The sequence below is a fragment of the Aromatoleum sp. genome (assembly GCF_036675785.1).
Taxonomy (GTDB): Bacteria; Pseudomonadota; Gammaproteobacteria; order Burkholderiales; family Rhodocyclaceae; genus Aromatoleum.
This window is the reverse complement of the sequence record NZ_JAKFEF010000034.1, coordinates 14,125-28,646: the sequence shown is the minus strand read 5'-3', so window position 1 is coordinate 28,646 and position 14,522 is coordinate 14,125. Positions and strand designations below refer to the sequence as shown.

Below are 14,522 nucleotides of genomic sequence, written 5' to 3'. Positions count from 1 at the left end.
GCGCCCGATTGCGATCCGACTCGGGTTATTTGGTAGAATGACGCGTTGATCCGCATGGATTCGACGGAAAAACCGAGTGATTTTAGCACAATGAAGATCCGCCCCAATTCTGCACTGGCCGCGATGGCCCTCATCCTCGGGTTCGCGAGCCCTCTCGCTCTGGCGGCCGACACGCTCGCGGAAGTCCAGGCGCTCGTCAACAAGGGGCAGCATCCGCAGGCGCTCGCAATGGCCGACCGTCTCCTCGCGGGCAATGCGAAGGATCCCCAGGCAAGATTCCTCAAGGGTATCGCGCTCACCGAGCTGAACCGCGCGAACGAGGCGATCGCCGTGTTCCAGAAGCTCACCGAAGATTTCCCGGAACTTCCTGAGCCCTATAACAATCTCGCTGTGCTGTACGCGCAGCAGCGGCAGTACGACAAGGCCCGTTCGGCACTGGAAATGGCGATCCGGACCCATCCCAGCTACGCGACGGCGCACGAGAATCTCGGCGACGTCTATGCACGGCTCGCGAGCCAGGCGTACGACAAGGCGTTGCAACTCGATTCGGCGAACGCGGGAGCGCAGTCCAAGCTAGCACTGATTCGCGAGATGATGTCCGGCACCTACCAGGGGAGCGCTCGTACCCAAGTCGCGACGACTCGGTCGGTCAGCGTCCCGCGCGATAACGCCCCGACCGCGTCCTCGACCGCGCCGGGACCTTCCGCGGCCGCTTCCACCCCGCCGAAAACGGGCGCGACCGCATCGGCTCCTGCCGCGCCGGCTGCAGCGGCCTTGACTGCAGCTGTCCCGACTACGGCCTCACCTGCGCCCCCCCCGTCGGCATCGTCCTCGGCGGCGACCGCGGCAAGCGCACCCGCTGTCAAGGCGGCGAGCGCTGCCGCTCAGCCCTCTGAATCTGCAGCGGCCGCGCGTGCCGGCGATGCGGGGCAACGTGAAGCATTGAACGCGGTCGAAGCGTGGGCGGCGGCTTGGTCGCGCAAGGACATCCAGACGTACCTGTCGTACTACGACAAGGATTTCAAGACGCCGGGCGGCGTTTCCCGCAAGAAATGGGAGCAGGAGCGCCAGCAGCGCGTCGGCAAGCCGGGCGAGATTTCGGTGGACATCGAGAAGCCGGAGACGGAAGTTGAAGGAGATGTCGCGACGGTTCGCTTCCGCCAGCATTACAAGTCGGCAGGCTTCGATTCTTCGACGATGAAGACGCTCGAACTCGTGAAGCGGAACGGCAAATGGCGGATTCGCGAGGAGCGGATTGGAGGATGAGCCGGCCGCGTGCCGGACGAAAATTTTTCGTCCTCCTGTGCCTCGCCGCTTCGGCGGTCGCGCATTCATTTGCGACCGGGATGCCGGCGGGCAATCGTGGCATTTCGGACGCGGGTCCCGATGCGTCGCTTGAATACGTCTTCGACGAGATCGAGGCGAACCGCCTCGATTCCGCCCTCGAACGAACTGAAGCGCTGCTGCGCGCCTATCCGAATTTCCGGCTCGCCCACCTGATTCAGGGCGACCTCCTCCTCGCACGCGGAAGGCCGCTTCCCGAGTTCGGCGGAGCCCCTGCCGCAAAGGATCAGGTGCGCGAACTGCGAGACGAGGCGATCGCGCGCTTGCGCGCCTATCGCGAGCGCCCGACGACGACACGGTACATCCCGCGCTATCTGCTGCAGATGGGACCCGAGCAGCGTTACGCCGTCGTCGTCGACACGAAGCGCGCCCGGCTTTACGTGTACGAGAACGAGGCCGGTAAACCGCGCTTCATTGCGGACTATTACGTGAGCCACGGCAAGGCAGGCGCCGACAAGCAGGTCGAAGGCGACAACCGCACACCTCTCGGGGTGTACGAAGTCACCTCGTATATCGACAAGGCAAAGCTCCCCGACCTGTACGGCAGCGGCGCGTTTCCGATCAATTACCCCAACGAATGGGACCAGCGACTCGGCAGGACCGGACACGGCATCTGGCTTCACGGCACGCCGAGCAACACCTATGCCCGTCCACCCTTGTCGTCCGAGGGGTGCGTGACGCTTGCAAACCAGGATTTCAACCAGCTTGCGGCCTTCGTTGTGCCAGGGCTGACGCCGGTGATCATCAGCAACGAGATCGAATGGCTGTCGCTCGACGACTGGCAGGCCGAGCGCAAGGGGCTGAAGGAAGCGATCGAGCGCTGGCGCCGAGACTGGGAGAGCACCGACGTCGAACGTTACCTCGCCCACTATTCGCGGGATTTCCGCAGCGACCGTCAGGATTACGCTGCGTGGACGGAGCAGAAGCGCCGCATCGGCGCGAACCGGCAATGGATCAAGGTCGGCCTCAAAAAATTGAGCCTGTTCCGAAACCCGGGCCGCGACGATCTGGTGGTCGTCACGTTCGAACAGGACTATCGTAGCGACGGTCATTCGGATCAGATGCGCAAGCGCCAGTACTGGGTCAAGGAAGGCGGCCGCTGGAAGATCGCTTACGAAGGCAAGGCCTGACCCCCTCTTCTTTTCGTCACAATGGACACCCGAACCATGAAGCGTCTTATCGTCTCTCTGTTCCTGTTTGCGTGGGCGACGTTGGCCGGAGCGGCAAACCCGGTCGTTGAAATGCGCACCAACCAGGGAACGGTCGTCCTCGAACTGTTCGCCGACAAGGCACCGAAGTCGGTCGCCAATTTCCTCGAATACGTAAAGAGCGGGCACTACGACGGCACCGTGTTCCATCGCGTCATCGACGGTTTCATGATCCAGGGCGGCGGTTTCGACAGTGCGATGAACGAGAAGCCGACGCGCGCACCGATCGAGAACGAAGCGCGCAACGGGTTGCGCAACGAAGCCGGAGCGATCGCGATGGCGCGCACCGCGGATCCGCACTCGGCGAGTTCGCAGTTCTACATCAACCTCGTCGACAACCGCTTCCTCGACTATCCGTCCCGCGACGGATGGGGTTATGCGGTCTTCGGCAAGGTCAAGCAGGGGTTCGACGTCGTCCAGAAGATCGGGCGCGTCAAGACCGGAGTATCGAAGGGCATGCCCGACGTCCCCCAGCAACCGGTGACGATCGAGTCGGTCCGGGTCATCGAAGCGGCGGCAGACGAAAAAGCCAGGAAATAACCCACAGGAGCCTCTCATGGCAGTCAAGCTTCACACCAATCACGGCACGATCACTCTCGAACTGGATTCCGAGAAGGCTCCGGAAACGGTAAAGAACTTTCTCGCGTACGTCGCTTCGGGACACTACGACAACACGCTTTTTCATCGCGTGATCAAGGGCTTCATGATCCAGGGCGGCGGCTTCGAGCCGGGCATGGGGCAAAAACCGACGCTGGATCCGATCCAGAACGAAGCCGACAACGGGCTCAAGAACGTCACCGGGACGATCGCGATGGCGCGCACCCAGGCGCCCCACTCGGCGACAGCTCAGTTCTTCATCAACGTCGCCGACAACGATTTCCTCGATTTTCGCTCGCCCGACACCCAAGGCTGGGGTTACTGCGTATTCGGCCGCGTGACTGACGGAATGGAGATCGTGAATACGATCCGTTCCGTAAAGACCGGTTCGAGCGGCTTCCATCAGGACGTCCCGGTCGAGGACGTCATTATCCAGCGCGCCGAGATCGTCTGAGCAGCGCAGACCGGCGCGAATGCGGAAACATCGGCCGGCGTCGGCCCTGTTCATCTCCGACCTGCACTTGAGCGAGGCGCAGCCCCAGGCGCTGCGCGTTTTTCTGAGTTTCCTTCGGGGACCCGCACGGTCTGCGGAGGCGCTCTACATCCTCGGTGACCTGTTCGAATACTGGGCGGGCGACGACGACCTCGACGCGCCGCTCAACCGGACCGTCCGGGACGCGCTCGCGGACCTTGCCGCGGCTGGAGTACCGGTCTATTTTCTCGCGGGCAACCGCGACTTTCTGCTCGGGGAGGCGTTTGCGCGCGCGGCACAGATCGAACTCCTCCCCGATCCGACGCTGATCGAGATCGCCGGACAACGTGTTCTGCTGACTCACGGCGACGCGCTGTGCACTGACGACCAGGCGTATCAGGCCTACCGGAAGCAAGTCCGCGATCCCGCCTGGCAATCGGCCTTCCTGAACCGGCCGCTTGCCGAACGCAAGCAGATCATCGAAGAGCTTCGCCAGCAAAGCGAAGCCGCCAAGCAGGTGAAAGCGACCGAGATCATGGATGTGAATCCGTCGGCGGTCGAAGCGCTCCTGCGCAAGCACGCTTACCCGGCCTTGCTGCACGGGCATACCCACCGTCCCGCACACCACGTGCTGCGCATCGATGGACGCCATTGCGAACGCTGGGTCCTCGAAGACTGGCACAACGACGCGCCCTACATCCGCTGGGACGCGTCCGGCACAAAAATGCTCCGCTACGCGTCGCCCGACGGGGACTGACTGGCCCGTCCCGCCGCGCTCAACTATAGGAAGCCGCGCGCGAGGTCGTCCCGGATATCCGAAAGCGCCTCCAGACCCACTGCGACCCGCAGCAGCCCCTCCCCGATTCCGGCCGCGGCGCGGGCTTCCGCGGAGATGCGACCGTGCGTTGTCGAGGCCGGGTGCGTGATCGTCGTCTTCGTATCCCCCAGGTTCGCGGTGATCGAGATCATCCGCGTCGCGTCGACGACCTTCCACGCGGCTTCCCGCCCTCCAGTCACAGCGAAGCTGACGATTGCGCCTCCGGCTCGCTGTTGGCGCATTGCCAACTCGTGCTGCGGATGGGACGCCAACCCGGGGTAATACACACGTTCGACCCCCGGCTGCTGTTCGAGCCAGCGCGCGAGTTCCAGCGCGCTCGCCGACTGCGCTTCCATGCGGATCCGCAAGGTCTCGAGTCCCTTCAGGATCACCCAGGCGTTGAACGGCGAAATGCTCGGTCCCGCGGTGCGAAGGAACTTGAAGACCTCGTCGAGGATCGCCTTTTTGCCGGCGACCGCACCGCCGAGCACCCGACCCTGGCCGTCCAGGTATTTCGTCGCTGAATGCACGATTACGTCCGCTCCGAGTTCGAGCGGGCGTTGCAAAACGGGGGTGCAGAAGCAGTTGTCGACCGCGAGCAGCGCGCCGGCGGCGTGCGCGATGTCGGCGACCGCCGCAATGTCGATGACTTCCATCAACGGATTCGAAGGCGTTTCCACGAAGAACAGGCGGGTGCGCGCGTTCACCGCGTTGCGCCACGCCGCAGGATCCGTCGCCGGCACGAAGGTGGTTTCGATTCCGAATTTCGACAGGATGTTGCCGAACAGCTGCTGGGTCGCGCCGAAAAGGCCCATCGACGCGACCACGTGATCGCCCGCCTGCAGCAGCGACATCGCGAGCGCCAGAATCGCCGACATCCCCGAAGCGGTCGCCACGCAGCTTTCGGCGCCTTCGAGCGCCGCGAGCCGTTCCTGCATCGCGGTCACCGTCGGATTCGAGAAACGCGAATAGACGTTCCCCGGCTCCTCGCCGGAGAATCGCGCTGCGGCTTGCGCCGCGCTCCCGAACACGAAGCTCGAGGTCAGGTACAGCGCCTCGCTGTGCTCGTTGAACTGGCTGCGCGCAGTGCCCGCGCGGACCGCGAGCGTGTCGAACTGGGCAGCGTCGGTGGGATTCGTCGTCGGCTCAATTGTCATGGCTCGCCACCAGGTTCAGATCGAGTTGGCCCGCGTCACTGTCCTCACCCGAGCCCTTGCTCACTCCGCGCTGGTTTTCGACGCCGCTGAGATACTCCGCGGTGATGTCGCCGGTCACGTAGCAACCGTCGAAGCACGAGGTTTCGAAGAAGTTGATCGCCGGATTCACCGCCCGGACAGCGGCCTTCAGATCGGCGAGATCCTGGTAGATCAAGCCGTCGGCGCCGATCTCGCGGCAGATTTCTTCCTCCTCGCGGTTCGCGGCGATCAGCTCGCCACGCGTCGGCATGTCGATGCCGTAGACGTTCGCGTAGCGTACCGGCGGCGCGGCGGACGCCAGATAAACCTTCTCGGCCCCGGCCTCGCGAGCCATCGTCACGATCTCACGGCTCGTCGTGCCACGGACGATCGAATCATCCACGAGCAGGACCTTCTTGCCCCTGAATTCCTGCGGAATCGTGTTAAGTTTCTGCCGCACCGACTTACGGCGCACGGCCTGCCCAGGCATGATGAAAGTCCGGCCGATATACCGGTTCTTCACGAAACCCTCGCGGTAGGGCAGCCCGAGCCGGTGCGCCATTTCCATCGCGGAAGGCCGGCTGGAGTCCGGAATCGGGATCACGACGTCCACTTCCACGTGTGGATGCAGGCGCCTGAGCTTGTCCGCGAGAAATTCGCCCATCTTCACGCGGGACTCGTAGACCGACACGCCGTCGATGATCGAATCCGGCCGGGCGAGATAGACGAACTCGAACATGCAAGGCGCTTCGACGGTCGTCTCCGCGCACTGACGGCTGTGGAACGTTCCGTCGATCTTGATCAGAATCGCCTCGCCGGGGGCGACATCGCGCATCATGCGGTATCCGAGCACGTCCATCGCCACCGACTCGGACGCGACGAGCCACTCCTGCGCTTCGCCGCCGTCGTTGCGCCCGATCACGAGCGGCCGGATACCGAAGGGGTCGCGGAAGGCGAGCAGGCCGTAGCCCGCAATCATCACCACTGCCGCGTATGCGCCCCTGCAGCGACGATGAACGCCCGCGACGGCGCGAAAGACCGCCTCCTCGTCGAGCTTGAACCCGTTGGCTGCGGCCTGCAGTTCGTGGGCAAGCACGTTCAGGAGCACTTCCGAATCCGAGCCGGTGTTGATGTGGCGGAGATCGGACAGGAACATCTCGCGCTTGAGCTCGTCCGAGTTCGTCAGATTGCCGTTATGCGCGAGCAGCAGCCCGAACGGGGAATTCACGTAAAACGGCTGCGCTTCGGCCGGATTGCACGCCGACCCGGCGGTCGGGTAACGCACATGGCCGATGCCCCAGTTGCCGACCAGATTGCGCATGTTGCGGGTGCGGAAAACATCGCGAACGAGTCCCGGTCCCTTGTGCATGAAAAATCGCCCACCTTCCGAAGTGGCGATCCCTGCAGCATCCTGCCCGCGGTGCTGCAGCACCTGAAGACCGTCATAGAGCAACTGATTGACCGGCGAGGTCGCGACGACCCCAAGAATTCCGCACATTGAATGGCACCTATCTGTAACGAATCCGGGCGGCTACCGCATCAGGGAGCCAGGGTTTGGCGGAAATGACCGCCGTTTCCAATGGGGGCGAGAAGATCGCGTTTGCCCACCACGGCTCGCGCGCCAGCCCCACCAGTCCTCCGAGGAGCACAACCGCGAACGCGATCGCGAGTCCGCGGGCGAGCCCGAAAACGGCGCCGAACACGCGGTCTGCTGCTCCGAGTCCCACAGCCTTCAACAGTTCCCGCAGCAGGAAGCGCAGCAGCGCCGCCAGCAACAGTACTGCAACGAAAATCAGTGCGAACCCGGCCACCGGGCGCCAGGCCGGCTCCGAAATAACGCCCGAGAGCAAATCAGCGACCTCGCCCGAGTAGCGCCAAGCCGCGAACGCCGCCAGCACCCACGCCAGCATCGCGATCACCTCGCTGACCAACCCCCGCCACATGCCGACGGCGGCGGAAAGCGCGAGCACGCCGAGGAAAACGTAGTCAAATGCGGTCACGAATATGCCGGACGTGTTGCTTCACCGCGGTACCACGACACCCTTCATGCCACTGTCGCGCAACCGGATCGCAATCTTTTCCGCGTCCTCGCGGCTCGCGAACGGGCCGACGCGAACACGTGTGACGGTGCCAGTCTTCTCGGTGTATGCCGTAAATCCGCGCTTCTTCAGATCCGAGCCGATCGCGTTCGCCTTGCTCGCCTCGCTGAAAGCGCCGACCTGCACGACGAAGGATTCGTTGGCGGCCCCCGGGCTTTTTCCCTCGAGCAGTGCGATCGCGCGGCCGCCGTCGTCCTTGACGACGGGAGTCGGGGGCACCGGAGCGCGTTCAGGCGCCGCTGCGGGGGTTGCGGGAGCTTTCGATGTCACCGCGGCGCGCGGCGCGGGGGGCGGAACATCGTCTTCGCTCGGCGGAATCGGCACTTCCGCTTCGGGCGCAGCCAATGCCGGTTGCTCGTCGGGCAGCGCAGCGATCTGCGGGGCGGATACCGGTGCCGTGCGGTTGGCGATCGGTCGCGCGAGCGCAGTGTCGGCTTCCCGGTCGGGAATCGTGATCTGGATGTCCTGAGCCGGCGTGCCCGGTTCCTGATCCATCACCATCGGCAGAATGATCGCGGCGAGCAACGCGAGCGCGGCGGCGCCGACCAGCCTGCGCCGGGACCGCTTCTTGAGTTCGAGATTGTCGTTTTCCGTCACGCGAAAACCTCAGCGGCGGGCGGAGCGAACCGCGCGGAGTACTTCCGCCACTGTGAGGAATGAACCGAAGGCGACGATTCTATCACCCTCGCCCGCGCTTTTTTGCGCCGCGGCGAACGCCTCCGTCGGACCGTCGAAACACTGCACGTCACCGGTCATGCCTGCGCTCCGCAGACGCTCGGCGAGCGCAGGCGCGGACAGCCCGCGTGGTCCGGGAAGTCCGGCGAGGAACCAGTGGTCGACGCGGCCTGCAATCAGGCGGAAGACCTCTTCCACCTCCTTGTCGGCCAGCATTCCGAGGACCGCCCAGGTCTCCGGGAAATAGCCCATGTTCGACAGGTTCTCGGCAAGGACACCCGCCGCCTGGGGATTGTGGGCGACGTCCAGAACCACGGAAGGCCGCCCCGGCAAGACCTGGAACCGGCCGGGCAATTCGACGAGCAGCATTCCTTCGCGTACCGCCTGCATCGACACCGGAAGCCGATCGCGGACGCACTCGAGCGCCATCAGCACCGCCGCAGCATTGAGCAGCTGATTCGCGCCGCGAAGCGCGGGATAGGCGAGGCCACCGCGCCGCGTTCCGTTGCGATGCCACCACACCCACTGCGTTCGGTCGCCGGAAAACCCGAAATCCTCGCCGACGAGCTTGAGATCGGCACCGATTTCCCGCGCGTGCGCAACGAGCGACTGGGGCGCCAGCGGATCGGAGCAGATTGCCGGACGGCCGGGGCGGAAGATTCCGGCCTTCTCGAACGCGATTTCTTCGCGCGTCCCGCCCAGATAATCCATGTGATCCATCGCGACGCTGGTCACGATCGCGCAGTCGGCATCGAAGACATTGACCGCGTCGAGACGTCCGCCGAGCCCGACTTCGAGGATGATCACATCGAGCGGCTGCCGACAGAACGCGTGCCAGGCAGCGAGCGTCCCCTGTTCGAAGTACGTCAGCGGGGCGTCGCCGCGCGCTTGCTCGACTGCGAAGAACGCCGCGACGAGGGCCGCATCGTCGAGTTCTCGGCCGTCGACCCGCACCCGCTCGTTGTAGCGCAACAGGTGCGGCGACGTGTAGCAGCCCACCCGATAACCCGCGGCAATCAGGACCGCCTCGAGCATCGCGCAAGTGGATCCTTTGCCGTTGGTTCCACCCACCGTGATGATCAGCGCGTCGCTGGACGCATTCAGTGCCTGCCGAACGGCGGCGACGCGCTCGAGACCGAGGCGGATCGATGCCCCCCCTCGGCTCTCCAGCAGGTCCAGCCAACCGTCCAGCGTCTCCGGATAGCTCATCACGGCAGCCGGTCAGACGCCGATCGCCGGCTGACGAGTCAGCAGAGTGAGCAGCTCGGCGAGCTTGGTGCGCAGCTCACGCCGGTCAACGATCATGTCGATCGCGCCCTTTTCGAGCAGGAACTCCGAGCGCTGGAAGCCTTCGGGGAGCGTCTCGCGCACCGTCTGCTCGATGACGCGCGGCCCGGCGAAGCCGATCAGCGCGCCCGGCTCGGCGATGACGACGTCACCCATGAACGCGAAGCTCGCGGACACGCCGCCCATTGTCGGATCGGTCAGCAGCGTGATGAACGGCAGCTTGCGTTGCGACAGCTGGGTGATCGAAGCCGTGGTCTTCGCCATCTGCATCAGCGAAAACAAGCCTTCCTGCATCCGCGCGCCGCCCGTCGCGGTGATGCAGATGAACGGCAGACGCTGATCGAGCGCCGCCTTCGCCCCGCGCACGAAACGCTCGCCGACGACCGACCCCATCGAACCGCCGAGAAAGTCGAACTCGAAACACGCGACGACGACCGGGACCGTCAGGATCGCCCCCTGCATGACCACCATTGCGTCCGCTTCCGCGGTATCGTCGTTCGCCGCCGACAGCCGCTCGGTGTAGCGGCGCGAGTCCTTGAATTTCAACGGATCGACCGGCACGACCTCGGCGCCGATTTCGAAACGACCTTCGGCGTCGAGCAGCAGGTCCAGCCGCGTACGGGCTCGCACGCGCTGATGATGGCCGCACTTCGGGCAGACCATCTGGTTGCTTTCGAGGTCCGACCGATAGAGGACCGCTTCGCACGCAGCGCACTTGCTCCAGAGCCCTTCGGGAATGGATTTCCTCGCCGCCGACTCGGCGCGCTTGATCTTCGGCGGCAGCAGTTTCTGAAGCCAGCTCATTTGACCGCTCCCTGCAGTTCGTCGAGCGCCGAACGGACCTGCGCGACGAAGGCTCTGACATTTTCGGCCACCCGATCGCGCGGGCTTCGCTCGATCTCCTCGATGATGCGGCTACCGATCACGACCGCGTCGGCAACCTCGCCGATGCGCCGCGCCGAAGCCGCATCACGAATGCCGAAACCGACGCCGACCGGCATGCCGACCTTCGCGCGGATCCGGGGAATGCGGGCCGCGACCTCGTCGAAATCGAGGGTCGCGGCACCGGTGACGCCCTTCAGTGAGACGTAATAGATATAACCGCTGCCGATCGCCGCGACGTCGTCGAACCGCTGTTCGGTTGACGTCGGCGCAAGCAGAAAGATGGGATCGAGACCGGCGCTCTTCGCGACCGCCGCGAACTGCTCGCATTCCTCGGGCGGGTAATCGACGATCAACACGCCGTCGACGCCCGCTTCCCGCGCGGCCGCGATGAAAGCGGAAACGCCCATCGCCTCGACCGGATTCGCGTACCCCATCAGAACGACCGGCGTGTCGGCATTGCCGGCGCGGAACTCGCGCACGATCTGCAGCACCTTGCGCAGGCTCATGCCGTTCGCGAGCGCCCGCTCGGATGCGCGCTGGATCGTCGGGCCATCGGCCATCGGGTCGGAGAACGGCACACCCAGTTCGATGATGTCGGCGCCGCCTTCGACTAGTGCGTTCATCAATGGCAACGTCAGATCGGGCGACGGATCGCCCGCAGTGATGAAGGGAATCAGGGCCCGCCGCCCGGAAGCCTGCAGGCGCTGAAAAGTAGACTGGATTTTTGACATATTCGCCGTAAGGGAACGCGGAACGGGCTCGTTCCGCTGGGCTCTCAGAACTGGATGCCGGACTTTTCGGCGACGGTGTGCATGTCCTTGTCGCCGCGCCCGGAAAGATTGACGAGCAGGATCTTGTCTTTCGGCAACGTCGGCGCGAGCCGCGCCGCGTGCGCGAGCGCATGGGACGATTCGAGCGCCGGAATGATGCCTTCGAGCCGGCACAGGTCGTGGAACGCCTTCAACGCCTCGAGGTCGGTGACGCAGACATACTCCGCCTTGCCGCTATCCTTCAGCCACGCATGCTCGGGCCCGACACCGGGATAGTCGAGACCCGCCGAGATCGAATGCGTCTCGATAATCTGGCCGTCCTCGTCCTGCAGGAGATAAGTCCGGTTGCCATGCAGCACACCCGGTCTGCCCGCGGTGAGGCTGGCCGCATGCATCCCCGTCTCGAGACCCGACCCCGCCGCCTCGACTCCGACGAGACGGACGTCCGGCACGTCGAGGTAGGGATGGAAAATGCCCATCGCGTTGGAGCCGCCGCCCACGCAGGCGATCACGTAATCCGGCTGGCGGCCGGTCATCTCCGGCATCTGGATGAGGGATTCCTGCCCGATGACGGCCTGGAAGTCGCGCACCATCACCGGATATGGATGCGGGCCGGCCACGGTGCCGATGATGTAGAAGGTGTCATGGACGTTCGTGACCCAGTCGCGCATCGCCTCGTTGAGCGCGTCTTTCAGGGTTTTCGACCCGGATTCGACGGGAACGACGGTTGCGCCGAGCAGCTTCATCCGATACACGTTGGCGGCCTGCCGCCGCACGTCCTCGGACCCCATATACACGACACATTCCATGCCGTAGCGCGCCGCGACCGTCGCCGTGGCGACACCGTGCTGGCCGGCGCCGGTTTCGGCGATGACGCGCGGCTTGCCCATTCGGCGGGCAACGAGCGCCTGGCCGATGCAGTTGTTCACCTTGTGCGCGCCGGTATGGTTCAGATCTTCGCGCTTGAGGAAAATCTGCGCCCCGCCGAGAAGTTCCGACCAGCGCCGGGCGTGATAGATCGGACTGGGGCGCCCGACGTAATGCTTGAGCTCGTACTCGAACTCGGCCCGGAAAGCCGCGTCGTTGCGGCATTCCTCGTAGGCCGCACGCAACTCCGCGAGCGCCGGAATCAGCGTCTCGGCAACGAAAACACCCCCGTAGGGACCGAAATGTCCGCTCGAGTCGGGAAAATGGTAAGGGGATTCAGCCATCTGCATGTCGAACTCCAGCGATGAACGCGGCGATGCGCGCCGCGTCCTTGATGCCCTTGCCCGACTCCACACCACTGGACACGTCGACCGCCCACGGCCTCACGCGGCGTACCGCCTCGGCAACGTTGTCCGGGTCGAGTCCGCCGGAGAGGATCAGGGGTGTGTCGAGCCCGCCCTCGGGAATCAGGGACCAATCGAACTGCTTGCCACCACCGCCATAGCCTTCGACGAAGGCGTCGAGCAGCAGCCCGGAGGCGGCGCGATGACAAGCCGCGAATTCTAGCAGATCGATTCCCGTCCGCATCCGCACGGCCTTGATCCAGTTGCGGCCGAAGCGGGCGCAATCCGCTTCGCTCTCGTCGCCGTGGAACTGGAGAAACTGGAGGGGGACGCGCGCGAGCGCCTCGGATACGAACGCCGGATCCGGATTGACGAACAATCCGACCGTCGAGACGAACGGCGGTACCCGCGAAGCCAGCTCGGCGGCGAGTTCGAATGACACGAAACGGGGACTGGGCGGATAGAAGACGAGGCCGATGGCATCGGCGCCGGCCTCGACCGCAGCCTCGACGTCCTCATGGCGCGTCAGGCCGCAGATCTTGACACGAGTGCGGGACACTAGACGAAAGGAATACGCGGAACGGCAATGATACGCCCTTCGCTCGGCAGCGACCAGTGCCGGCCGTACTCGACGCCACACAGATACAACCCGTCGGCGGGGAAGGTTAGGCCCGCGAGGCTGCGATTGCGCGCTGCGAGCACTTCGGCCAGCCATTCCACAGGGTAACGGCCCTTTCCGACGTAGACGAGGGCACCGACGAGGTTGCGCACCATATGGTGAAGAAACGCGTTCGCGTGGAAATCGAAGACCACGTAGTCCCCGTCGCGCTGAACGCGCGCCTCGTGCATCAACTTGAGCGGGGATTTCGCTTGGCAACCGGCCGCACGGAAGGCGGAAAAATCGTGCCACCCTTCAAGGCATCGCGCCGCCTCGGCCATTGCGACCTCGTCGAGAGGAGGATGAAACCAGCCCACGCGCCCGGCGAGCAGCGCCGGCTTGACCGGCACGTTATGAAGGATGTAGCGATAACGTCGTGAAACCGCACAGAACCTCGCGTGGAAACCGTCGTTCGCCTCGAGTGCCCAGCGGACGACGACGGGCACCGTCAGCCGGCTGTTGACCCCGCGCACCCAGCCGGACAGAGGCCTGCACGAATCGGTGTCGAAATGAACGACCTGCGCGGTCGCGTGAACGCCCGTGTCAGTGCGGCCGGCGCAATGAAGGCGCACCGGGTGATCGGCGATCCGGGCGATGCCCGCTTCGAGATGATCCTGCACCGTGCGCCCGTGCGCCTGGCTCTGCCAACCCTCGAACGCGTTGCCGGCATACTCGATCCCCAGAACGATCCTCATCGCACGAATCCCAGTACGACCAGCACAGCGATCCCGACGACCGTGATCCCCGCCTCCATCATTCCCAGCCGTTCTCGTCCGAGCTGGATCGTCTGCAGTTCGGAGTCGCTTTCATCGTCGAGCCAGTCGCGCCAGCCGCGAGGCGACGCCGACTCCACGTACTGCATGACGAGCAACAGGCGCACCGCGAGCCCCCGCGCAGGCAGCCCCACGGCCTCGAACGGCCGCAACAGCGCGTACAGCCCCGTCACAAGACGGCTCACCGACAGCCGTTCGAGCAATATCGCGACACAACATACGACACCAAGCAAACGACCCGCGTGCTGCATCGCGAACATCACCCCCTCGCTACTCGGGCTGATCACCGGGATAGCGACCAGAAGCGCTTCGCCGGGGGTGAACCAAGCGAAGAAAACCACGATCGCAATCAGCAGGAACCGCACCCGCTTGAGCAGACGCCGGGTCCGCGACGGCGCAAGAATACGCGCCGCCAGCGCGCATCCGAGCACCGCGAGCGCGAGTGCCGGACCGGACAGCGCCTGCAGACCGAGAACCGACATCCCCCACGC

At 64.7% G+C, this 14,522-nt stretch carries 16 protein-coding genes; 5 read left to right on the top strand and 11 right to left on the bottom strand.

Features of this window, described 5'->3' with window-relative positions; genetic code table 11:
• Nucleotides 1-90: 90 nt before the first annotated feature.
• The 5 genes from V6M37_RS08810 to V6M37_RS08790 are packed head-to-tail and all read left to right on the top strand — an operon-like array spanning nt 91 to nt 4,378.
• Nucleotides 91-1,266: a nuclear transport factor 2 family protein gene (locus V6M37_RS08810; protein WP_332672397.1), complete on the top strand. Its 1,176-nt coding sequence runs from the start codon at nt 91-93 to the stop codon at nt 1,264-1,266.
• Nucleotides 1,263-2,474, top strand: a complete 1,212-nt coding sequence (locus V6M37_RS08805; RefSeq protein WP_332672395.1) for a L,D-transpeptidase family protein — start codon at nt 1,263-1,265, stop codon at nt 2,472-2,474. Before V6M37_RS08810 ends, V6M37_RS08805 begins: the two co-directional genes overlap by 4 nt.
• 36 nt (nt 2,475-2,510) lie before the next feature.
• Nucleotides 2,511-3,092 (top strand): peptidylprolyl isomerase, encoded by a 582-nt coding sequence (locus V6M37_RS08800; RefSeq protein ID WP_332672393.1) that lies wholly within the window; start codon nt 2,511-2,513, stop codon nt 3,090-3,092.
• A gap of 16 nt (nt 3,093-3,108) precedes the next feature.
• Entirely contained in the window at nt 3,109-3,603 is a 495-nt protein-coding gene (locus V6M37_RS08795) for a peptidylprolyl isomerase (protein ID WP_332672391.1), read from the top strand.
• 19 nt (nt 3,604-3,622) lie between these two features.
• A complete protein-coding gene (locus V6M37_RS08790) occupies nt 3,623-4,378 on the top strand; it encodes a UDP-2,3-diacylglucosamine diphosphatase (RefSeq protein WP_332672390.1) in 756 nt (251 codons plus the stop codon).
• Nucleotides 4,379-4,401: 23 nt separating this feature from the next.
• Here the strand turns inward: V6M37_RS08790 and V6M37_RS08785 are convergent, their stop codons facing one another.
• From V6M37_RS08785 to V6M37_RS08735, 11 genes are read right to left on the bottom strand one after another with little or no spacing between them, the layout of a single operon-like run.
• On the bottom strand, nt 4,402-5,595 hold the full coding sequence (locus tag V6M37_RS08785) for an O-succinylhomoserine sulfhydrylase (protein WP_332672389.1): 1,194 nt from the start codon (nt 5,593-5,595) through the stop codon (nt 4,402-4,404).
• A complete protein-coding gene (purF, locus tag V6M37_RS08780) occupies nt 5,585-7,111 on the bottom strand; it encodes an amidophosphoribosyltransferase (protein WP_332672388.1) in 1,527 nt (508 codons plus the stop codon). Before purF ends, V6M37_RS08785 begins: the two co-directional genes overlap by 11 nt.
• Nucleotides 7,112-7,121: 10 nt before the next feature.
• On the bottom strand, nt 7,122-7,613 hold the full coding sequence (locus tag V6M37_RS08775) for a CvpA family protein (protein ID WP_332672387.1): 492 nt from the start codon (nt 7,611-7,613) through the stop codon (nt 7,122-7,124).
• A 21-nt stretch (nt 7,614-7,634) separates the two neighbouring features.
• Nucleotides 7,635-8,309, bottom strand: a complete 675-nt coding sequence (locus V6M37_RS08770; protein ID WP_332672384.1) for an SPOR domain-containing protein — start codon at nt 8,307-8,309, stop codon at nt 7,635-7,637.
• 9 nt (nt 8,310-8,318) lie between these two features.
• Entirely contained in the window at nt 8,319-9,596 is a 1,278-nt protein-coding gene (gene folC, locus V6M37_RS08765; RefSeq protein ID WP_332672383.1) for a bifunctional tetrahydrofolate synthase/dihydrofolate synthase, read from the bottom strand.
• Between the two features lie 12 nt (nt 9,597-9,608).
• A complete protein-coding gene (gene accD, locus V6M37_RS08760) occupies nt 9,609-10,478 on the bottom strand; it encodes an acetyl-CoA carboxylase, carboxyltransferase subunit beta (protein ID WP_332672382.1) in 870 nt (289 codons plus the stop codon).
• On the bottom strand, nt 10,475-11,290 hold the full coding sequence (gene trpA, locus V6M37_RS08755; RefSeq protein WP_332672380.1) for a tryptophan synthase subunit alpha: 816 nt from the start codon (nt 11,288-11,290) through the stop codon (nt 10,475-10,477). The genes accD and trpA overlap by 4 nt, the downstream gene beginning before the upstream one ends.
• 44 nt (nt 11,291-11,334) lie before the next feature.
• On the bottom strand, nt 11,335-12,546 hold the full coding sequence (gene trpB, locus V6M37_RS08750) for a tryptophan synthase subunit beta (protein ID WP_332672378.1): 1,212 nt from the start codon (nt 12,544-12,546) through the stop codon (nt 11,335-11,337).
• Nucleotides 12,533-13,159 (bottom strand): phosphoribosylanthranilate isomerase, encoded by a 627-nt coding sequence (locus V6M37_RS08745; RefSeq protein ID WP_332672377.1) that lies wholly within the window; start codon nt 13,157-13,159, stop codon nt 12,533-12,535. Before V6M37_RS08745 ends, trpB begins: the two co-directional genes overlap by 14 nt.
• The gene (truA, locus tag V6M37_RS08740) at nt 13,159-13,953 is read right to left on the bottom strand and encodes a tRNA pseudouridine(38-40) synthase TruA (protein WP_332672376.1); all 795 of its coding nucleotides are present in this window, start codon (nt 13,951-13,953) and stop codon (nt 13,159-13,161) included. Before truA ends, V6M37_RS08745 begins: the two co-directional genes overlap by 1 nt.
• A complete protein-coding gene (locus V6M37_RS08735; protein ID WP_332672374.1) occupies nt 13,950-14,513 on the bottom strand; it encodes a CbiQ family ECF transporter T component in 564 nt (187 codons plus the stop codon). Before V6M37_RS08735 ends, truA begins: the two co-directional genes overlap by 4 nt.
• Nucleotides 14,514-14,522 lie beyond the last annotated feature (9 nt).